This window comes from Enterococcus sp. DIV1067f (genome assembly GCF_050543505.1).
Lineage (GTDB): Bacteria > Bacillota > Bacilli > Lactobacillales > Enterococcaceae > Enterococcus_D > Enterococcus_D entomosocium.
In genome coordinates this window covers 1,953,444-1,973,156 of sequence record NZ_CP172940.1, presented here as the reverse complement: position 1 = coordinate 1,973,156, position 19,713 = coordinate 1,953,444, and the positions used below count along the sequence as shown (strand labels likewise).

21 protein-coding genes are annotated in these 19,713 nt (G+C 42.0%); 19 read left to right on the top strand and 2 right to left on the bottom strand.

The genetic code is table 11. The annotated features are described in order from the left end of the window. Positions 1–2: 2 nt before the first annotated feature. The 5 genes from rsfS to IGJ42_RS09140 all read left to right on the top strand — a co-directional run bounded on the left by rsfS (position 3) and on the right by IGJ42_RS09140 (position 3,938). Positions 3–344 (top strand): ribosome silencing factor, encoded by a 342-nt coding sequence (gene rsfS / locus IGJ42_RS09160; RefSeq protein WP_034878521.1) that lies wholly within the window; start codon positions 3–5, stop codon positions 342–344. After that, positions 344–1,072, top strand: a complete 729-nt coding sequence (locus tag IGJ42_RS09155; RefSeq protein WP_430616148.1) for a class I SAM-dependent DNA methyltransferase — start codon at positions 344–346, stop codon at positions 1,070–1,072. The genes rsfS and IGJ42_RS09155 overlap by 1 nt, the downstream gene beginning before the upstream one ends. 27 nt (positions 1,073–1,099) lie before the next feature. Beyond that, on the top strand, positions 1,100–2,266 hold the full coding sequence (locus tag IGJ42_RS09150; protein ID WP_430615222.1) for a nucleotidyltransferase: 1,167 nt from the start codon (positions 1,100–1,102) through the stop codon (positions 2,264–2,266). A 79-nt stretch (positions 2,267–2,345) separates the two neighbouring features. Then, a complete protein-coding gene (locus IGJ42_RS09145) occupies positions 2,346–3,068 on the top strand; it encodes a YebC/PmpR family DNA-binding transcriptional regulator (protein ID WP_005225911.1) in 723 nt (240 codons plus the stop codon). 210 nt (positions 3,069–3,278) lie between these two features. After that, positions 3,279–3,938 (top strand): hypothetical protein, encoded by a 660-nt coding sequence (locus IGJ42_RS09140; RefSeq protein WP_034872543.1) that lies wholly within the window; start codon positions 3,279–3,281, stop codon positions 3,936–3,938. A 62-nt stretch (positions 3,939–4,000) separates the two neighbouring features. Here IGJ42_RS09140 and helD read toward each other — a convergent pair whose 3' ends face one another. Then, complete coding sequence (helD, locus tag IGJ42_RS09135; RefSeq protein WP_430615220.1) at positions 4,001–6,283, bottom strand: RNA polymerase recycling motor HelD; 2,283 nt, start codon at positions 6,281–6,283, stop codon at positions 4,001–4,003. 140 nt (positions 6,284–6,423) lie between these two features. Here helD and IGJ42_RS09130 point away from each other — a divergent pair, with 140 nt between their 5' ends. The 12 genes from IGJ42_RS09130 (at position 6,424) to rbfA (ending at position 16,906) form a co-directional block, all read left to right on the top strand. Next, on the top strand, positions 6,424–7,296 hold the full coding sequence (locus IGJ42_RS09130) for an aminoglycoside 6-adenylyltransferase (RefSeq protein ID WP_034872541.1): 873 nt from the start codon (positions 6,424–6,426) through the stop codon (positions 7,294–7,296). Beyond that, entirely contained in the window at positions 7,266–7,763 is a 498-nt protein-coding gene (locus IGJ42_RS09125; protein WP_005235615.1) for an ASCH domain-containing protein, read from the top strand. The genes IGJ42_RS09130 and IGJ42_RS09125 overlap by 31 nt, the downstream gene beginning before the upstream one ends. Before the next feature lie 88 nt (positions 7,764–7,851). Then, complete coding sequence (locus IGJ42_RS09120; protein WP_005225916.1) at positions 7,852–8,028, top strand: 2-hydroxymuconate tautomerase; 177 nt, start codon at positions 7,852–7,854, stop codon at positions 8,026–8,028. A gap of 310 nt (positions 8,029–8,338) precedes the next feature. Next, complete coding sequence (gene thrS / locus IGJ42_RS09115) at positions 8,339–10,279, top strand: threonine--tRNA ligase (protein WP_005235617.1); 1,941 nt, start codon at positions 8,339–8,341, stop codon at positions 10,277–10,279. Positions 10,280–10,453: 174 nt separating this feature from the next. Further along, the gene (locus tag IGJ42_RS09110) at positions 10,454–10,888 is read left to right on the top strand and encodes a DUF4234 domain-containing protein (RefSeq protein ID WP_008378150.1); all 435 of its coding nucleotides are present in this window, start codon (positions 10,454–10,456) and stop codon (positions 10,886–10,888) included. Next, positions 10,873–11,226, top strand: coding sequence for a DUF2752 domain-containing protein (locus IGJ42_RS09105; protein ID WP_034695542.1), 354 nt, complete (start codon positions 10,873–10,875; stop codon positions 11,224–11,226). The genes IGJ42_RS09110 and IGJ42_RS09105 overlap by 16 nt, the downstream gene beginning before the upstream one ends. A gap of 207 nt (positions 11,227–11,433) precedes the next feature. Continuing rightward, a complete protein-coding gene (rimP, locus tag IGJ42_RS09100) occupies positions 11,434–11,907 on the top strand; it encodes a ribosome maturation factor RimP (protein WP_008378146.1) in 474 nt (157 codons plus the stop codon). Positions 11,908–11,928: 21 nt separating this feature from the next. Next, positions 11,929–13,143 carry a transcription termination factor NusA gene (nusA, locus tag IGJ42_RS09095; RefSeq protein WP_008378144.1) on the top strand — a complete coding sequence of 405 codons (1,215 nt, stop codon included), beginning with the start codon at positions 11,929–11,931 and terminating at the stop codon, positions 13,141–13,143. A gap of 16 nt (positions 13,144–13,159) precedes the next feature. Next, positions 13,160–13,456 (top strand): RNase P modulator RnpM, encoded by a 297-nt coding sequence (rnpM, locus tag IGJ42_RS09090; protein ID WP_005225922.1) that lies wholly within the window; start codon positions 13,160–13,162, stop codon positions 13,454–13,456. After that, entirely contained in the window at positions 13,449–13,751 is a 303-nt protein-coding gene (locus IGJ42_RS09085; protein ID WP_005235626.1) for a YlxQ-related RNA-binding protein, read from the top strand. The genes rnpM and IGJ42_RS09085 overlap by 8 nt, the downstream gene beginning before the upstream one ends. A gap of 12 nt (positions 13,752–13,763) precedes the next feature. Then, a complete protein-coding gene (gene infB / locus IGJ42_RS09080) occupies positions 13,764–16,523 on the top strand; it encodes a translation initiation factor IF-2 (RefSeq protein ID WP_430615218.1) in 2,760 nt (919 codons plus the stop codon). A gap of 32 nt (positions 16,524–16,555) precedes the next feature. Beyond that, positions 16,556–16,906 (top strand): 30S ribosome-binding factor RbfA, encoded by a 351-nt coding sequence (gene rbfA / locus IGJ42_RS09075; RefSeq protein WP_005225925.1) that lies wholly within the window; start codon positions 16,556–16,558, stop codon positions 16,904–16,906. A 51-nt stretch (positions 16,907–16,957) separates the two neighbouring features. On the opposite strand, the gene IGJ42_RS09070 is transcribed toward rbfA, so the two are convergent. Beyond that, the gene (locus IGJ42_RS09070) at positions 16,958–17,536 is read right to left on the bottom strand and encodes a phosphatase PAP2 family protein (RefSeq protein ID WP_005235629.1); all 579 of its coding nucleotides are present in this window, start codon (positions 17,534–17,536) and stop codon (positions 16,958–16,960) included. 122 nt (positions 17,537–17,658) lie between these two features. Here IGJ42_RS09070 and truB point away from each other — a divergent pair, with 122 nt between their 5' ends. Together truB and ribF are read left to right on the top strand one after the other, a co-directional pair. Next, on the top strand, positions 17,659–18,585 hold the full coding sequence (gene truB, locus IGJ42_RS09065; protein ID WP_016610162.1) for a tRNA pseudouridine(55) synthase TruB: 927 nt from the start codon (positions 17,659–17,661) through the stop codon (positions 18,583–18,585). Between the two features lie 2 nt (positions 18,586–18,587). After that, positions 18,588–19,541: a riboflavin biosynthesis protein RibF gene (ribF, locus tag IGJ42_RS09060; protein ID WP_034878526.1), complete on the top strand. Its 954-nt coding sequence runs from the start codon at positions 18,588–18,590 to the stop codon at positions 19,539–19,541. Positions 19,542–19,713: the final 172 nt, after the last annotated feature.

The window sequence follows — 19,713 nt, the reverse complement described above, 5'->3', positions numbered from 1 at the left end:
AAATATTAGAAATTGCTGTAAAAGCCGCCGATTCAAAACATGCCGAAGATATTATGGCATTAGATGTGCGGGAAATCTCTTTGCTAGCAGATTACTTTGTGATCTGTTCAGGAAATAGTGAACGTCAAATCAATGCGATCATTGATGAAGTCATCGATAAAGAAGAAGAAAGTCAAGTATCTGTTCGCCGTGTCGAAGGAAAAGATGGTGGAAAATGGGTCTTGATCGACTTAGGTGACGTAATCGTTCACGTATTCAGTGCCTCAGAACGTGCTTTTTACAACCTAGAAAAATTATGGTCTGATGCGCCGCTTGTGGATCTTAATGAATGGGTCGTGGCGTAATGGCTTACGAAACCTTCGCATTTGTCTATGACGAAGTAATGGATTCCAGTCTCTATAAAAAGTGGCTGGATTTTTCTTGTCGTCATTTAGGAAAAAGAAAACAGCTGTTAGAATTGGCTTGTGGAACCGGTGCGTTAGCCGTTGAATTTGCCAAGGCTGGGTTTGATGTGACTGGGTTAGATCTTTCAGAAGAGATGCTGATGATCGCTAGTCAACGGGCTGAAAAAGAAGAGGCGGCTGTGCAATTTGTTGCGGGTGACATGCTGGATCTCGTAGATATTGGCACCTATCAAGCTATTACTTGCTATTCTGACTCCCTTTGCTACATGGAAGACGAGCAGAGTGTGCAGCAAGTGTTTGATGGTGTTTACAGTTGTTTAGAAGAAGATGGCGTCTTTTTATTTGATGTGCATTCCTTATATCAAATCGATGAAGTCTTTCCTGATTATAGCTACCATTACCAAACGGATGAATTTGCCTTTCTTTGGGAAAGCTATCAAGGAGAAAAAGACCATAGCATTGAACATTTCTTGACCTTTTTTGTTGCACAAGAGAATGGGTTGTTTGAACGCTTAGATGAGCTTCATCAAGAAAGAACCTATCCTATCGAAAGCTATTTAAGAATGTTAGAAAATGCTGGTTTTGCTAATGTTGAATGCTACGCCGATTTTATCGATACGAAACCAAATGAAAAAAGCCGTCGCTGGTTTTTTGTCTGCCATAAGTAACCGTTATGTAAAACAGGAGGGATGTCGATGAAGGCTTGCGGACTAGTCGTAGAATACAATCCATTTCACCATGGACACCAATACCATGTGGAAAAAGCACGGCAAGTAACGAACGCTGATGTCGTCGTTGCGGTGATGAGTGGAAATTTTTTACAGCGTGGCGAACCAGCAATCATCGATAAATGGCAGCGAGCTCAAACGGCATTGCAAAATGGCGTCGATTTGGTCGTTGAACTGCCATCCGCTTGGGCCGTCCAGTCTGCTGATTTTTTTGCAGCGGGAGCGATTAGGATCTTACAAGATCTGCAATGTGATTCTTTGTGTTTTGGAACAGATACGAAACACCCCTTCGACTATGCTAAGTTTGCTCAATTTGAAAAAGAAAATCAGCGGATGATCGATGACGCATTTCAACGCTTAGCTAGACAAAATACTACCTATAGTCAAAAAATGAGTGCGGTCCTCAGTGAGCTTTATCCCGAGTACCATGCAGAAAAAGACCAGCCCAATCATCTATTGGGTATGGCGTATGCACGGGAAGTGCTGCATTATGAAAAATCAATGCGCTTGGTCCCCATCCAACGCGTTGCGGCGTCTTATCATTCAGAACAATTCGATCATCCCACGATCGCCAGTGCAACAGCCATTCGCCAAGCAATCAAACAAGGTGCAGCTGTTGTGGATTTTGTTCCTGAAGCCACACAAAACTTTCTTTCACAAGCAACAGTCGACTGGGAAGCCTTTTGGCCGTATCTTCAATACCAGATCATTTCTGCCCCAATCGAAAAATTAGCTGCTATTTACCAGATGGAAGAAGGATTAGAATATCGACTAAAACAATATGTGACGGCGGCGGATTCTTTTGCAGATTTTATCAAGTTGTTAAAGACGAAACGTTATACCCAAACGCGGCTGCAGCGTCTTGCTTGTTATGTATTGTTCCAAGTGACAAAAGCTGAAATGAAGGAAGCTCAAGAACATTCCTTTATTCGAGTCTTAGGGTATACGAAGCAAGGGCAGCACTATTTAAAAGAGGTCAAAAAAGAGCTGACCCTGCCGCTGATCGCTAAATTTGGTAAGCAAGAAGCACAGCGCTATGGCTTGTCATTGCGGATCGACCAGATTTATCAGCAAGGGAATCCTCAAATCTCAGAACAAAATTTTCGAAGAATTCCGCTTTCTATTGATAAATAAGTGAAAATTGCTTCACAGAACGCCATTTGACAAGTATAATGAATAAGGATTTTTAAAAACAAGAAAGCGAAGTGAAATCATGGGTCGTAAATGGGCAAATATCGTAGCGAAAAAAACTGCTAAAGATGCAAACAATAGCCGAGTTTATGCAAAATTTGGAATCGAAATCTACGCAGCAGCAAAATCGGGTGATCCTGATCCTCACGCGAACCAAAAATTACGCTTTGTTATCGAACGTGCGAAAACCTACAATGTGCCAAAACACATTATTGACCGTGCGATTGAAAAAGCCAAAGGTTCTGGCGATGAACAATACTCAGAACTTCGATATGAAGGATTTGGACCAAATGGATCAATGGTGATCGTCGATACTTTGACAAACAACGTCAACCGTACCGCAGCCGATGTTCGGGCCGCTTTTGGTAAAAACGGCGGGAATATGGGTGTTTCTGGGGCAGTTGCTTATATGTTTGATAACACAGCATTATTTGGCTTTGCTGGTGACGATGCCGATGAGATCTTAGAATACTTGATGGACAAGGAGATCGATGTTCGTGATGTTGTTGAAGAAGATGGACAAATTATCGTTCACGGTGAACCAAGTGACTTCCATGCCATTCAGGAAGCCTTGAAAGAAAAAGGAATCACCGAATTTTCAATTGCTGAAATGCAAATGATTCCTCAAAATGAAGTAACCTTGACTGGCGATGATCTAGAAAAATTCGAAAAAATGATCGATGTATTAGAAGATCTTGAAGATGTTCAAAATGTCTATCACAATGTGGCAGACGCTGAAGAATAAGACATACTGGCAGCCTAGAGGTGATCTGGCTGCCAGTTTTTGGTGTTTTTTTCATCAACCTTCCGTTGTTTAGTCAAGTGAAAAAAACAAGAGAGCGAGAAGCACTTCTCTTGAAAATTCTTCAATATTCATCGTCTTTTCAGTTGGTTTCCAGACATTTTATATGTTATGATTTACTACATAAGCAAACAACTCGTTAGGGGGGCAGACATGGAAGAAAAAATCGTTTTAGAGCCATTTAATCGAATCTTAAGTGGTTTTGAAAAGCTAGCAGAAGTGTCTGTATCGATTTCTGACTGCTCGGCTCTTTGTCGGAAATATCAAAAGTATGGGGTGGAAGGGTATCGTCTAGGCGATTATCGTGGTTCTTCTTATTTGAATCGTTATTTAAATGTCGTCGTTGATCGCGCACCCTTGTTAATTTATAAAGAGCGATTCTTGATTCCTTTGGTCTTTCGCATGTCGGAATACTCTGAACGGCTCTTTATCGATGATTATCGAATGGAAGGGTTCTTCTTGCTGTTGGATTGGCTTTTGGAACACCGACCAGAAAAAGCAATTATTGATTATAAGCGAACGCGTGCTTTACCTCACAGAAAAGAATTGGTGATCGATAGTTCTTATGTGCTTTTTCGATTGACGGAAATTCTCGACGGTGCTGGTTTTCCTCTTAGTCGCTTTACAACGATCGAGGAATTTAGTCAATGGAATCGTACCCATCGTTTGATCGATAATGGCAGTATCGGACGTCATACAAAATTATTTGTTCCAGAAGATCCGGAACACGTTTCTGAGCTGCAGATGATTTTGACAATCGTTGGGATGCGTTATCCAGAAACCCGCTTATTTATTGGCGAATTAAAAGGCTAAAAAACATCACAATCGGCTGGTTTCATTTGAGAATCAGTCGATTGTGATGTTTTTTTGTTAGGTTATTCGTTAATCCGTGATGCTTCTTGAAACTGATAAGTGGCAGGATCAGCTTTCACTAGAAGCGGCAATTCTTCTTGGGTAAGGACGGTCAACTGATGCATCGCCCGTGTCGCCATTGTATAAAAAATCAATTGGTCTTGTTCAGTCGCGAAAGTGGTACCTGGTGTCCAGACAAATACTTGGTCAAACTCTAGCCCTTTTGCTAAAAAGGCCGGGAAGATCATGACATTGCGTTTCATGAAGTCTTCTTCAGAGGTGATCAGCTGCACTTGTTCCTGCATTGTTTCTGCCAGCTGGGCATATAACTGCTGGCAATCCTTTGCGGTTTTACAAATGATCGCGGTGCGCCAACGCTGATTCTCAGCTGCCTTTCGAATTCTGGTTTCTAAGAAAGCCAGATTTTCAGATTCAGTTCCTTTAACAATTGTTGGTACCGCACCTTTACGAGCCGTCAATTCCACTTGATCACTGCCAACTAAAAATTGATTGGCGAAATCTGTGATTTCCTTAGTCGAACGATAGCTGGTTTTCAATTGATAACGTTTCACGCTTTCGTGGGGGAATAATTCTGCTAATGCTCCGACGATCGTTTCATTGCCATAAACTTTTTGGTTCAAATCGCCGCACAGGGTGATACCAGCCTTTGGATAAAGCTGACGCAGCAGAGCCACTTGTGCTGGTGGAAAATCCTGCATTTCATCGATAAAGATAAAACGAGCTTTTTCTTCGACGTGAACAGGATAAAGCTGTTTGATCAGTAAGAAAAACAAAACGGCGTCTTCTTGTTTGATTTGTCTTTGGCGCATTTCTTGGCGAATGTTGGCAATCCTTTGCTGCCAAGCCGCAGCCTCGATGCCAGTTTCTTTGACTGCAGCAGACTCAACCGATTGTAAAAAGTGTAAGTATTGCTTGGCTTGGTTGATAAACTGAAAGTTTTTCACTCCCCGCGTCAAGGAACGGAACTTCTTACGCACGATCTGCTGTCTGAGTTTCTTCCGCAAACGGCGTTCGTTTTCTTCGCTGTATTCTTGATGAGGATCGTTGGCAAATACTTGTTGCAATTGCTCTTCGGTCGCTTCTTTGACCCAGTCTTTTTTGGCTTCATCTTTTTCCAAGCCGCCGATTTTTTTTAATAATTTTGTTTGAAGCAGTTGGGTTCTTTGGTAAATCGGCAATTCATGATTGGTTTCTTGGTACCAGCGGCGAATCTGTTCTTTTGTCAAATAGGTTTGCCCTTGGATTTTTAGATCACGGAACAAGGGGCCGATCGGTGCAATCGAACGGACATAACGGTTGATTTTTTCCACCAAGAAAAGACTACTTTTGATTTTTTCAATGGCATCATCGTCGCCGCTTAAAAAGTTCTCTTCTTGTTGGGTTTCTTTTGTTACTTCATAGCCAGTCAGAATCAATTGGATAAAGTGGTGGAAGGTTCTTGTGGGCACTTCACTTTCCCCTAATGAAGGCAGGACCATGGATATATAGTCAGAAAACAAATGATTGGGTGAAAACAGCAAGACTTGTTTTTCGTCCAGCCATTTGCGATTACGGTAAAGTAAAAAGGCGACCCGTTGCAATAAAGCAGAGGTTTTCCCACTTCCAGCAATCCCTTCGATCAGTAAAAATTTATTGGTGGTATCACGAATAATTTGGTTCTGTGCTTTTTGGATCGTTGAAACGATGTTACGCATTTGAGAAGAAGAGGCCTCATCCAAGATTTCCAATAAAAATTCGTCATTGATGATCTCCGAAGTATCGACCATCGATAAGATCTCACCATTTTGAATTTTAAACTGGCGTTTTAAGAGCAGCTCTACCGTAAAACGGTCGGTGTCTGTTTCGTAGAAGGTTTCACCAAGTTCTCCTTCATAGTAAAGATTAGCGATCGGTGCGCGCCAGTCAATGACGATCGTTTCTTCCTCTTTGTCTCGTAAAGAAGCGATCCCTAAATAGAGGGTCTCGGTTTCTTGCTCTTCTTTGAAATCGATTCGAGCAAAGTAGGGATTGCCTGCCATCGTTGTTAGGGTTTTGACGCGTTTTTCTTGTGATTCTGCGGTTTGATACTTGATCAGCAGTTCTTGTTCATGCTGCTGGTACTCGATCACTGATTCATAAAAGGCTTCACTGTCGCCTCCGCGAATTTTCTTATCGGCGATTTCTTTTAATTGATCATCCATTTTAGCGGCTAATTCTTGTTTTTGCTGCGAAAGGATCGCTTGTTCTCTGTGGATCAGAGCAATGGTTTCATTGACATGTTGTTGTTCTTTTTGACGTTCGTTCACGAAGGATCCTCCTTAAAAAAATTGCGACATAAAATTATAGCATATTTTCCCTGTGAATGTCGTGGAAAAAAAGAAACTATGCTAATATTTATAAAAAGAGCTTAGGTGTTCAAAAACGAAACGAAATAGAGGTGGAAAAGGTGAGAGAAGAAGCAGAATTGCGCCAATTGATCCTGTCTGTTGGGAAACGTGTTGGGGCACGTGCCATCGGTTTATCTGGTTCACGGACCGATCCACAGGCGCCAAAAGATATTTTGCAGGATTTTGACGTGGTCTTCGTGATGGAGGATATTCAGCCTTTGGTCGATGATTCTTCATGGTTAGAAGCCTTTGGATCAATCATGATCAGGCAAACACCGGAAGCTAGCACGATTTATCCGCCGAGTTTGGGCGGGTGTTTTACGTACTTGATGCATTTTTTAGACGGAGTAAGAATCGATCTCATGCTATGTCCACTTGCACTGGTCGATCGTCTTGCTAAAGAACCAGGCTTGCAGCCGCTGCTTGATCCAGACCAATTACTAAGTTTTGCTAATCAAGCAAATCATTCGCATTACTGGATCAAGCGCCCGACCCAAGCCGCTTTTCAAGAACACTGCAACGAATTTTGGTGGGTAAGCACGTATGTCGTGAAAGGGCTGCTTCGAAAGCAACTAATTTATGCTACGGATCATTTATACACCATTTGTTGGCAAGAATTGTTATGGATAGAAGATTTGTTTGTTGCCCATGCTCAGCAATTTCAGGTGAGTACTGGGAAAAATCATAAATACCTGCAGTCGTTTCTAACGGAAAAGGAGTGGCGGGAATTGACCTCATTGCTTGATTTTTCCACGATCACTGCTTGCGGTCAGTCCCTTTTGAAGATGCAAAAACGATTTGATAAGCAAGCAAAGAAAATCAGCGAGAAATTAGGGTTGGCCTATGATTGGCAAGAAGCTGAGAATGTCCAAACATATACGAAGTATTGGAGTGAAAAAAATTGGCAGATGAGACCAGAGAACCAAAAATAAAAGACAGTCAGATTCAAGCGTTTTGGCAGCGGTTTTTAAAAGCAAATCCAAGAAATCAATCTTCTCTGACCTATGAAGATGCTTGGTCCTTTGGTGATACTTCAGAAATGGCGGATGAACTGGCAGCACTTGTTTTAGCTGGCAAAAAGACAGCGACGACCTCCGCCGCTGCGCTCTATGAAATCGAGCAAGAAGCATTGCCACAATCAGAAACGTATAGTGTCCTTTTAGATGGTTCGGATGTACCAAGAGCTGTTCTTTATTTAGAGTCAGTGTCGATCGTGCCATTTGATGAAGTGACAGCAGCGTTTGCCTTTTTAGAAGGGGAAGGAGATCGCACTTTGGCTTATTGGCGCCGTGTTCATGAAGCTTTTTTTCGACGAGCTTATGCCTCAGCGGGGTTGTCTTTTCACGATCAAATGCTATGCGTTTGTGAAAAGTTTTCTGTCGTGTATCAGGAGGAATAAAGACACGTTTTTCTTTGGAAATCATGGGAATAGCTTTTGTCTTTTTGAAAAAGGTGTATAATCAAAAGCAAACAAAGGAGGAAATCGTATGCCATTTATTCATGTCGAACTAGTTGAAGGGCGTTCGCAAGAACAACTGACGAATATGATGAAAGAAATCACTGAGGCGGTCCATAAAAATACGGGTGCCCCTAAGGAGCATATCCATGTCATCATCAATGAAATGAAGCAAGGAACCTATGCTGTGAATGGCGATTGGAAATAATTCTCTTGCTTTTTCTTGTAGGTAGTGGTTTAATTGAGCCATAATCGATCAATAAAAAAGACACCTGAGTTTGAGAGTCTTCGATAAGAGAGGGAAATCTTGGCTGAAAATTTCCTGGAAGAAAACCAAAGGATGACCACTTTTTTAGACCTCTGTCGAAACGGAGGCGGTTGAACCGTTATCTCATGAAGAGGAAAACAGACTTTTTCTGTTTTCGAACAATAGGTGGAACCACGAGTGATCGTCCTAGTATCGTAACCGATACTAGGACTTTTTTATTGATTGAAATCATTCAAAGGAGGACATTCATATGTCATTATTTATTACATTTCCTGATGGCGCAAAAAAAGAATTTGCTGTTGGGGTAACAACTAAAGAGATTGCTGAAAGTATCTCGAAAAGTCTTGCAAAAAAAGCCTTAGCTGGAAAAGTCAATGGACAACTGATCGATCTTTCACGTCCGATCGAAGAAGATGCAACGATTGAGATCGTGACACCCGATCATGAAGACGCCTTAGGTTTACTTCGTCATTCGACAGCTCATTTAATGGCTCAAGCCATGCGCAGACTCTATCCATCGATCCATTTTGGAGTAGGACCTGCAATTGATTCTGGTTTTTACTATGACACAGACAATGGGGAAAACCCAGTAACTGCGGAAGATCTACCAGCAATCGAAGCAGAAATGATGAAAATCATTAAAGAAAATCTGCCAATTGAACGACGTGTATTAACAAAAGAGGAAGCTTTGGCTCTTTTTGCTGAAGATCCATACAAAGTTGAGTTGATCACAGAATTACCAGATGACGAAACGATTACTGCCTATCAGCAAGGAGAATTTGTTGACTTATGCCGCGGCCCTCATGTCCCATCGACAGGTCGTATCCAAGTGTACAAATTGTTATCAGTAGCCGGAGCCTATTGGCGTGGAAGTTCTGATAATCAAATGATGCAAAGGGTATATGGAACAGCCTTTTTCGATAAGAAAGACTTGAAGGAATTTATTCGTTTACGAGAAGAAGCAAAAGAACGCGATCATCGTAAATTAGGGAAAGAATTAGAATTGTTTATGTTGTCCCCTGAAGTCGGCGCGGGTTTGCCTTTCTGGTTGCCAAAAGGAGCAACGATCCGTCGTACGATCGAGCGTTATATCGTGGATAAAGAAGTTAGCCTTGGGTACCAACACGTATACACACCAATCATGGCAAACGTGGATTTATACAAAACATCAGGGCACTGGGATCATTACCACGAGGACATGTTCCCACCAATGGATATGGGGGATGGCGAAATGCTGGTTCTACGACCAATGAATTGCCCGCATCACATGATGGTTTACAAAAATGACATCCATTCGTATCGTGAACTACCAATTCGGATCGCTGAATTAGGAATGATGCACCGCTATGAAAAATCAGGGGCACTATCAGGGTTGCAACGGGTTCGGGAAATGACCTTAAATGATGGTCATACATTTGTTCGTCCTGATCAAATCAAAGAAGAATTCAAACGGACACTGGATCTTATGGTGGGCGTTTACGAAGACTTTAATATTACTGACTATCGTTTCCGTTTAAGTTATCGCGATCCACAAAACAAAGACAAATATTTTGATGACGATGCGATGTGGGAAAATGCGCAAACAATGCTAAAAGCGGCCATGGATGAATTAGAATTGGATTATTTTGAAGCTGACGGTGAAGCAGCTTTCTACGGACCTAAACTAGATGTCCAAGTGAAAACAGCTTTAGGTATGGAAGAAACCTTGTCAACGATCCAATTGGATTTCTTATTGCCTGAACGGTTTGATCTAACATATGTTGGTGAAGATGGCGAAAACAATCACCGTCCAGTGGTGATCCACCGCGGCATCGTTTCAACGATGGAACGTTTTGTGGCTTACCTGACAGAAGTCTATAAAGGGGCATTCCCGACTTGGTTGGCACCAATCCAAGCATCGATCATTCCGGTCTCAGTCGAAGCCCACAGCGACTATGCTTACGAAATCAAAGAACGCCTGCAAGCGCAAGGACTGCGAGTGGAAGTGGATGACCGCAACGAAAAAATGGGGTATAAGATCCGTGCATCACAAACCCAAAAAATTCCTTACCAAATTGTTGTTGGGGATCAAGAAGTCAATGATGCGACAGTCAATATCCGTCGCTACGGCAGCAAGGAGACCCAAGTCGAAGAATTGAATCTGTTTGTTGATGCAATGGCTGCTGAAGTGAAAAATTATAGCCGAGCATAGCTTTTGGTTCAAAGAAAACGAATGATTTTATAGTATAGGCACCTGCTTTCAGCAGGTGCTATTTACCTTTTTTAATCTATATAAAATAAAATGATTAGATTTTTTTTGTTTTTGTGAATAAAATCGTGTATAATTAGTATGTGATAAAAAGGAATAAACTAGAAGGAGTTTGTGATGAATTATAATTACGGAGTTAGAAAGAAATCGGTTGTATCGGTCATTTTATTAACATTTATTACTTGTGGCATTTATACATTCTTTTGGATGTACCAAACAACCAAAGAGCTGGCAGAATACAGCGGGGATAATCGTCTTTCGCCAGAGACGTCGATTTTACTCACGATCCTTACTTGTGGATTGTATCAAATTTATTGGTGGTACCGAATTGCGGATATCTTTATGAGTGCACAACAGCGAGCGAATATGCCTCGTCTGAGTGACAACAAAATTCTTTTTGTCGTCTTGAGCCTGTTTGCTTTTGATTTCATCAACATGGCGATTTTACAAGGTGATATGAACCAAATGTGGGAAGCGGCTGATCAAAATGCCATGACCTCATCTAACAATACAAACGATTCGTCTGATTCAGATGATTGGGTAGATTATTGATTTGTCCGTTTAAATGGTTAACGGGGTTTCCTTGTCCAGGTTGTGGCATGACGCGCGCCTACTTGCACTTATTTCAGGGTGATCTTGAAGGTGCGCTGCATTTTCATCCCTTGTTTTGGTTAGTGCCGATCGTATTCGGAATCGTTTTATTCAAAAAAAATCCGAAAATCAGCAAACTTTACTACAGTCACAACCTGTGGGTGACATTGACACTTTTGGTACTAGTGGTTTATGGTGGTCGGCTCTGGCTTCATTTCCCACATGACGCGCCAATGGACTTTGATCCAGAGAGCATTTTCCCACAACTACTACGTCGGATTGGTCAAGTGATTCACTAACAGCCATTCACCCAAGCATTAAAAATCTTTAAGAAAATGCTTTGTTTTTTTCTGAAAGCGAAGGGAACAAGTGACAGTAGTTGAATCTTTATGAAAATTGTGTTATATTTACAATGTAATGATACTTAGAGTGAGTGAGCGGTTTTTTCGCTCACTCTTTTTAATGGAATGAAGTTCGTTTCGTTGAGAAATAAAGGAGGCGATGTTGTGAGTACGGTAGTGGAAACTGTTACAGATATAGTGACCCCTATTCTGGATGCGCAAAAATTTGAATTAGTTGAAGTAGAATTCGTGAAGGAAGGGAAAAATTGGTTTCTTCGTGTGTTCATTGATAAAGAAGGCGGAATCGATATCGAGGAATGTGCCTTTGTCAGTGAACAACTTAGTGAACAATTAGACCAATGCGAACCTGATCCTATTCCACAGGCCTATTTCTTGGAAGTTTCTTCCCCTGGCGCCGAGCGTCCATTGAAGAAAGAAGCAGATTATCAACGGGCAGTCGGCGAGTACATTCATGTTTCTTTATATCAACCGATTGATGGAGAAAAACAGTTCGAAGGCTTTTTACAGTCATTCGATGAAAATCAGCTAGTTATGAAGACCCGAATCAAAACCAGAGAAAAAGAACGAACGATCGACCGGAAAAATATTGCCAAAGCTCGTTTAGCCATTCAATTTTAAACACGGAGGAATGAAAGAATCATGAGTAAAGAAATGTTGAATGCATTGGATGCATTAGAAGCAGAGAAAGGCATTTCAAAAGAGATTGTCATCGATGCCTTGGAAGCGGCATTGGTTTCAGCGTACAAACGTCATTACGGGCAAGCACAAAATGTGGAAGTAGAATTTGATCAGAAAAAAGGCAATATCCACGTCTATGCAGTCAAAGAAGTGACAGAAGAAGTCATGGACTCGCAACTAGAGGTTTCATTAAAAGAAGCGATGACAATCAACCCCGCTTATGAAATCGGCGACAAAATCCGCTTTGAAGTAACGCCTAAAGATTTTGGTCGTATTGCGGCGCAAACGGCAAAACAAGTCATTTTGCAACGGGTCCGTGAAGCGGAAAGAAACATTATCTATAACGAATTTAGTGCGTACGAAAAAGACATTTTGCAAGGAATCGTTGAACGCCAAGACAATCGTTATATCTATGTAAACTTAGGCAAAATTGAAGCCGTGCTTTCAAAACAAGACCAAATGCCAAATGAGTTTTATCAACCCCATGATCGGATCAAAGTATTCGTTTCTCGTGTTGAAAATACTTCAAAAGGACCTCAAGTATTCGTTAGCCGCAGCCATCCAGATTTGCTGCGCCGATTATTTGAACAAGAAGTGCCAGAAGTATATGATGGTACTGTAGAGATCGTAAGTATTGCTCGTGAAGCAGGGGATCGTGCCAAAGTTGCTGTTCGTTCCTTTGATGCCAACGTCGATCCAGTCGGCACTTGTGTTGGCCCTAAAGGTCAACGGGTTCAAGCGATCGTCAATGAACTAAAAGGCGAAAACATGGACATCGTGGAATGGAATGAAGATCCAGCGATCTTCATCGCCAATGCGTTGAATCCAGCAGAAGTCAGCGACGTTATTTTTGATGTTGATAATCCGAAGGCTTGTACTGTTGTCGTGCCTGATTACCAACTATCATTAGCGATCGGTAAACGCGGACAAAATGCTCGCCTAGCAGCCAAATTGACTGGCTTCAAAATCGATATCAAATCAGAAACAGACATGGAAGAATTTTATGCGAAGCTGGATGAAGGCGACTATATCGATGAGTATGATGCCAATGCTTCAGAAGCTGCTGAAGAAATCAGTACAGAAGCAACAGAATCTGCAGAAACAGTTGATGAAGCGATCCTTCCATCAGACATGACTGCGGATGATTATGAAAATGTTGAGTTTGACGAAAAATAGTTGAGGTGAGATCGTGATGAAAAAACGAAAAATTCCTTTACGAAAATCAGTGATTTCAGGCGAAATGCTACCTAAGAAAGAAATGCTTCGTATCACTCGTTCAAAAGAAGGCGTTGTTTCCATCGATCCGACAGGAAAAATGCCAGGTCGGGGAGCTTATATAGCGATCGAACCGGCTGAAGCCCAGAAAGCATGGGATAAGCGTATCTTGGATCGAGTGCTGGAAACGAAATTGACAGATGAATTTTACCAAGAACTATTGGACTATGTAACGCACCAAAAAGCGCGAAAAGAGTTATTTGCAAATGAATAAAACCAAAGCATTAAATATGTTAGGACTAGCCATGCGTGCTGGGAAATTAGTAACTGGTGAAGAAATGACTTTAAAAGAGATTCGCAATGAGAAAGCTGCTTTAGTCATTATCGCCAGTGATGCTGGTAAAAATACACAAAAGAAAATTAAGGACAAAAGTTCTTATTACGAAATTCCGCTCCTAGATGCATTTTCTGCTGATGAAATCAGTGCGGCCATTGGGAAACCAAGAATGGTCATTGGCATCTTAGATCAAGGATTTGCAAGGAAGGTGCAGGAATTAATATTAGGTTAGGAAGGTGATTGCATGGGAAAAAAAAGAATTTATGAACTTGCAAAAGAATGGAATAAGTCGAGCAAAGAGGTTGTTGAAAAAGCACAATCTTTAGGCTTTGATGTCAAAAATCATATGGGCGCGATCTCAGATGGAGAGGCGCAAAAATTGCAGCAGTCATTAGGCGGCAATCCAAATGGTAAAACATCTGCAAACTCAAATCCCGCAAATCAGAAACCAGCCAACCAGCCGGAAAAACAAGAACAAAAGAAATTTAAAACGCAAAGAAATAATCCTAACTTCCAAAACCGTCATAACAATCAAAGTCAACAGCGAAATACGCAAAGCAATAACCGTCCTGCTGGTCAAGGACAAGTAGATCGCACGAACAGTCAAGGAAGTAACAGACCAAATAACCAAGGAAGTCATAATCGAGTGAATAACCAAGAGAATCGTAACAATCAAGGGCAACAAAACCGCCCAACAAACCAAGGACAACAAAACCGTCCGAATAATCAAGGGCAACAAAATCGCCCAACAAACCAAGGACAGCAAAACCGTCCGAATAATCAAGGGCAACAAAATCGTCCGAACAATCAAGGACAGCAAAACCGTCCAAACAACCAAGGACAACAAAATCGTCCGAACAATCAAGGACAGCAAAACCGTCCGAATAATCAAGGGCAACAGAATCGCCCAACAAACCAAGGACAACAAAACCGTCCGAATAATCAAGGGCAACAAAATCGCCCAACAAACCAAGGACAGCAAAACCGTTCAAATAACCAAGGGCAACAAAACCGTCCGGCCGCTCAATCTGCAGGAAATACGCAAGGGGCAGACCGTAACAATAACCGTCCGCAAGGATCGAATGATTCTCGTGGAGGAAATCAAAACCGCGGCAAGTCAAACTACGGTGGACGCAACAATAATTTCAACAATAACAATCGCAACAAATTCAATAAAAAAGGCAAAAAAGGCCGTCAGCAGACGGAAAAGAAACCGCCAGTTCCAGCACGTAAATTCCGTGAGCTACCAGAAGTATTGGAATATTCAGAAGGCATGAACGTAGCGGATATCGCGAAAAAAATCTACCGTGAACCAGCAGAGATCATCAAGAAACTCTTTATGATGGGGGTTATGGTCAATCAAAACCAACCTTTAGATAAAGATACGATTGAACTGCTTGCTACCGATTACGGAATCGAACCACAAGAAAAAGTTCAAGTGGATATCGCAGACATCGATAAATTCTTCGAAGCAGAAGAACAAATTGAAGAGAATTTAGTATCACGACCACCTGTTGTGACGATCATGGGTCACGTTGACCACGGGAAAACAACATTGCTTGATACTTTACGTCATTCACGCGTAACAAGTGGTGAAGCTGGGGGAATTACGCAGCATATTGGCGCTTACCAAATCGACATCAATGGCAAACCAATTACTTTCTTAGATACTCCTGGACACGCGGCCTTCACTAGTATGCGTGCACGGGGAGCAAGTATCACCGATATCACGATTCTTGTTGTCGCAGCTGATGATGGAGTGATGCCACAAACAGTGGAAGCGATCAACCATGCGAAAGCAGCAAAAGTGCCGATCATCGTTGCAGTAAACAAAATCGATAAACCAGGTGCTAACCCACAACATGTGATGCAAGAATTAAGTGAACATGAGTTGATCCCAGAAGCTTGGGGTGGCGATACGATCTTCGTTGAAATCTCAGCGAAATTTGGGCAAAACATTGAAGAATTGCTTGAAATGATCCTCTTAGTAGCAGAAGTCGAAGATTTGAAAGCTGATCCTACCCAACGGGCGATCGGTACAGTCATTGAAGCGCGCCTTGATAAAGGAAAAGGTCCTGTAGCAACACTATTGGTTCAACAAGGGACTCTTCATGTAGGTGATCCAATTGTTGTAGGGAATACTTTCGGTCGTGTTCGCGTAATGACGAATGATTTAGGTCGTCGTGATAAAGCAGCTGGACCTGCTACACCAGTCGAAATCACAGGATTGAATGATGTGCCTCAAGCAGGTGATCGTTTCGTTACTTTTGAAGACGAGAAAACAGCTCGAGCAGCGGGTGAAGAACGTGCAAAACGTGCTTTGATGGAGCAACGCGCATCAAGCAGTCGTGTGACATTGGATAACTTGTTTGAAAGTCTAAAAGAAGGCGAACTGAAAGAAGTAAATGTCATCATCAAAGCAGACGTACAAGGTTCAGCTGAAGCATTAGCTGCTTCATTGAAGAAAATCGATGTTGAAGGTGTGCGAGTGAACATCGTCCATTCAGCTGTTGGTGCAATCAATGAAAGTGATGTAACGCTAGCAGCAGCAAGTAATGCCATCATCATCGGATTCAACGTCCGTCCAACACCGCAAGCCAAACAGCAAGCGGAAGCGGAAAAAGTCGATATTCGTTTGCATCGCATCATCTACAAAGCGATCGAAGAAATCGAAACTGCGATGAAAGGGATGCTTGATCCTGAATTCGAAGAAAAAATCACTGGTCAAATGATCGTTCGTGAAACATACAAAGTATCTAAAGTGGGCACGATCGCAGGTTGCTACGTAACGGAAGGCAGTATTCGCCGTGACAGTGGCGTCCGCGTGATCCGTGACGGCATCGTTATCTATGAAGGCAAACTTGCCAGCTTGAAACGCTTCAAAGATGATGTCAAAGAAGTGAAGCTAGGGTTTGAATGTGGCGCGATGATCGAGAAATTCAACGATCTTAAAGTTGATGACGTGATCGAAGGCTATGTCATGGAAGAAGTACCGACAAAATAACGGAATGACAACTATACAAGGAGGCTTTTTGAATGGCTAACTATCGAGATCGCCGAGTGGCACAAGAAATCTTAAAAGAAGTCAATCAAATTCTTCGTAAAAAAGTTCGTGATCCTCGCGTGCAAGATGTGACGATCACAGATGTACGAGTAACTGGAGATTTACAGCAAGCAACGATCTTTTACAGCACCCTAACGGACTTAGCTTCAGATAAGCAAAAAGCCCAAGCAGGACTGGAAAAAGCAACTGGCTTGGTTCGTCGTGAATTAGGTCAAGCGTTAACGCTCTATAAAGTTCCAGAAATCCAATTCGAATTGGATGAATCAGTACAATACGGGAATAAAATTGATGAAATGATTCGCGCATTGCACTCAGAAGAATAAAAAAAAGAGCAGCTTCCAATCGAAGCTGTTCTTTTTTATTTGAAAAGAGCATCAGGTATTCATCAGTAAAGTTACCAGTCCAGCAACACCTGTCCCCAAGAGCCAGCCTCCGATCACATCTGTTAAAAAATGGATCCCTAAGTAGACTCTGCTAAAGCCGATCATAAAGCTTAACAAAACTGCCAGCAGAGTCATCGGAAGGACTGCTGAGGGAACCAATTGTCCAAGATTCAAGGCGATCGTTCCGTACATGGCAGCGGATGTGGCAGCATGGGCACTAGGAAAGCTGTGATCTTTTTCTTCAACTAAACGATGATCGATCGGACGATCTCGTCGGACGATCCGTTTGATCAGGTAAGCAGCTGCTGATACTATGAAGATACTGACTGCTGTTTTTGGTGCAAGATCCGCCCGCGATGATGGAAAGACAAACAATAGTAAAGCGATCGCAACTGTCGGAAAGGCTTTTCCTAAATTGGTAAAAAAGTGCATCATGCGCGTCAAAGAAGGCGTACGGCTTTGGATGATCTGCAAAGCAAACGCTTCTTCCCAACGCTGCATCGTGCCGAGCTGAATCATGATCAAAAAGATGGCAAATCCAATAAATGACCCTATCGTTAAAACAACCATTTTAGGACCTCCTTATATGCTTAGTTTATCATGTAATGAGAAGGAGCGAAAAGGATTTTGTCGTGCAATGAATTTTTTTTATATGTTATAATAAGCAAGTTGAAGTGAAATGGAGGAATAAGATGGACGGGATTTTACCATTATGGAAAGAGCGTGGACAAACAAGTCACGACTGCGTGTTTAAATTACGAAAAATATTAAAGACAAAAAAAATCGGACACAGCGGCACACTAGATCCTGACGTGGATGGTGTCTTGCCCATTTGTATCGGAAAAGGAACGAAGATCGTCGAATACTTGGTTGATTCTGGAAAAGTCTACACCGGGGAAATCACCTTGGGCTTCAGTACCACTACAGAAGATCGGTCGGGGGATATCGTTGAACAACAAGCACTAACTCGTCCGTTTACGAAGACAGAAATCGATCAGGCAATGAAACAGTTGACGGGGACGATTACCCAGATCCCGCCGATGTATTCGGCGGTCAAAGTCAATGGCAAACGACTTTACGAATATGCTCGCAACAATGAAACTGTCGAGCGGCCACAGCGCAAAGCAGAAATTTATTCCTTCAAACGAATTTCAGAGCCGGTTTTTCATGAGGACAATACGCAAAGCTGGCGTTTTGAAGTTTCTTGTGGAAAAGGGACTTATGTTCGCACGTTAGCGGTCGACACAGGGAAATTGCTGGGTGTACCCGCGCATATGTCTGATTTGACTCGCTTAAAAAGCGGTGGTTTTTCTAAAGAACAATCTTACACGATTGCAGAGGTGCAAAAGGCAGTCGATGAACAACGTGTTTCGGAACTACTGCTACCGGTGGAATATGGGGTATCGGAGTTTGTTCAAGTGACGATCGATGCGGACCTCTGGCAGAAAGTAAAAAATGGCATGCGCTTGCCTTTCAGCGTGTTTGGATTACAAGAGCGCCCAGAGGAATTAGTGGCGATTTTTTATCGAGAACAATTGATCAGTATCTATAAAGCTCATGACAAATACCAAGATATGATGAAACCGGTAAAAGTCATCCGTACAGAAATAGGAGAATGAACATGGAAATCATTGAAATGAGACACCCTTATGATCACGCAACGATTCCTGAAGAGGAGATCGTCTTAGTGTTAGGCTTTTTCGATGGCGTACATCTAGGTCATCAGAAAGTCATTGAAACAGGACGAAAGATCGCAGAAGAAAAAGGGTTAAAATTGGCATTAATGACCTTTAATCAACATCCCTCGATCGTTTTCCAAAAAGTCGATCCTGAAAAAATGCAATACCTGACCAGCTTGGCTCAAAAGGAAGCGCATATGGAAAAGCTTGGAGTAGATATTCTTTATATCATTGAGTTTACTTCTGCTTTTGCAAATCTGGCACCACAAGTGTTTGTGGATGAATACATGATCGGTCTGCATGCAAAAGTTGTTGTTGCTGGATTCGACTATACCTACGGCAAGAAAGAGATAGCCAACATGGCGCTGTTACCAACATATGCAGAAAATCGTTTTGAAGTTGTGACTGTCGCGCAAGAATCGTTTGATGAAGAAAAGGTTAGCTCCACACGCATTCGCTCTGCCCTACAAAATGGCGATATGGCACAAGTCAATCGCTTGTTAGGGTATATTTATGAATTTGAAGGAACCGTCGTTCACGGTGATGCTAGAGGACGAGAACTTGGGTTTCCAACCGCGAATATCAAAGTAAAGAGCACCGTTCGGTTGCCAAAAGAAGGCGTCTATGTGACGGAAATCAAAGTCGGTGACAAGTGGTATCCATCGATGGGATCGATTGGTCACAATGATACGTTTGGTCAGGGGCGCCAGTTAACAGTTGAAATCTATATTCTCGATTTTCACCAAGATATCTATGGTGAAACCGTGGCGATCCGCTGGCATCATTTCTTACGTGATCAAGTCGCTTTCAATGGCGCACAAGCGTTGATCGAACAATTAAAGCAAGATGAACGAGACACTGAAACTTATTTTGATGGGCTTTCTGAAGAAAACTAAGCATTCGTAGTGAAAAGAAGCGTTTCTGGCTTCTTTTCACTTTTTCTTTTTCTTTCTTTTTATAACGTAGTTTATTTGAATTCTAATGCTTTCCCCATGAGGAAAAAACGTTTTTTCGATATACTAAAAAATAGGCAAAAATGATAATTTATGCAGAACGCTGCAAAGGGAA

Excerpts from the sequence above, each read along its gene's own strand:
- truB (WP_016610162.1), top strand. The coding sequence starts at position 17,659 with ATGGACGGGATTTTACCATTATGGAAAGAGCGTGGACAAACAAGTCAC.
- IGJ42_RS09070 (WP_005235629.1), bottom strand. The coding sequence starts at position 17,536 with ATGGTTGTTTTAACGATAGGGTCATTTATTGGATTTGCCATCTTTTTG.
- rnpM (WP_005225922.1), top strand. The coding sequence starts at position 13,160 with ATGAAAAAACGAAAAATTCCTTTACGAAAATCAGTGATTTCAGGCGAA.
- IGJ42_RS09085 (WP_005235626.1), top strand. The coding sequence starts at position 13,449 with ATGAATAAAACCAAAGCATTAAATATGTTAGGACTAGCCATGCGTGCT.
- nusA (WP_008378144.1), top strand. The coding sequence starts at position 11,929 with ATGAGTAAAGAAATGTTGAATGCATTGGATGCATTAGAAGCAGAGAAA.
- infB (WP_430615218.1), top strand. The coding sequence starts at position 13,764 with ATGGGAAAAAAAAGAATTTATGAACTTGCAAAAGAATGGAATAAGTCG.
- thrS (WP_005235617.1), top strand. The coding sequence starts at position 8,339 with ATGTCATTATTTATTACATTTCCTGATGGCGCAAAAAAAGAATTTGCT.
- IGJ42_RS09120 (WP_005225916.1), top strand. The coding sequence starts at position 7,852 with ATGCCATTTATTCATGTCGAACTAGTTGAAGGGCGTTCGCAAGAACAA.
- IGJ42_RS09155 (WP_430616148.1), top strand. The coding sequence starts at position 344 with ATGGCTTACGAAACCTTCGCATTTGTCTATGACGAAGTAATGGATTCC.
- IGJ42_RS09110 (WP_008378150.1), top strand. The coding sequence starts at position 10,454 with ATGAATTATAATTACGGAGTTAGAAAGAAATCGGTTGTATCGGTCATT.
- ribF (WP_034878526.1), top strand. The coding sequence starts at position 18,588 with ATGGAAATCATTGAAATGAGACACCCTTATGATCACGCAACGATTCCT.
- IGJ42_RS09145 (WP_005225911.1), top strand. The coding sequence starts at position 2,346 with ATGGGTCGTAAATGGGCAAATATCGTAGCGAAAAAAACTGCTAAAGAT.
- IGJ42_RS09150 (WP_430615222.1), top strand. The coding sequence starts at position 1,100 with ATGAAGGCTTGCGGACTAGTCGTAGAATACAATCCATTTCACCATGGA.
- rbfA (WP_005225925.1), top strand. The coding sequence starts at position 16,556 with ATGGCTAACTATCGAGATCGCCGAGTGGCACAAGAAATCTTAAAAGAA.
- IGJ42_RS09140 (WP_034872543.1), top strand. The coding sequence starts at position 3,279 with ATGGAAGAAAAAATCGTTTTAGAGCCATTTAATCGAATCTTAAGTGGT.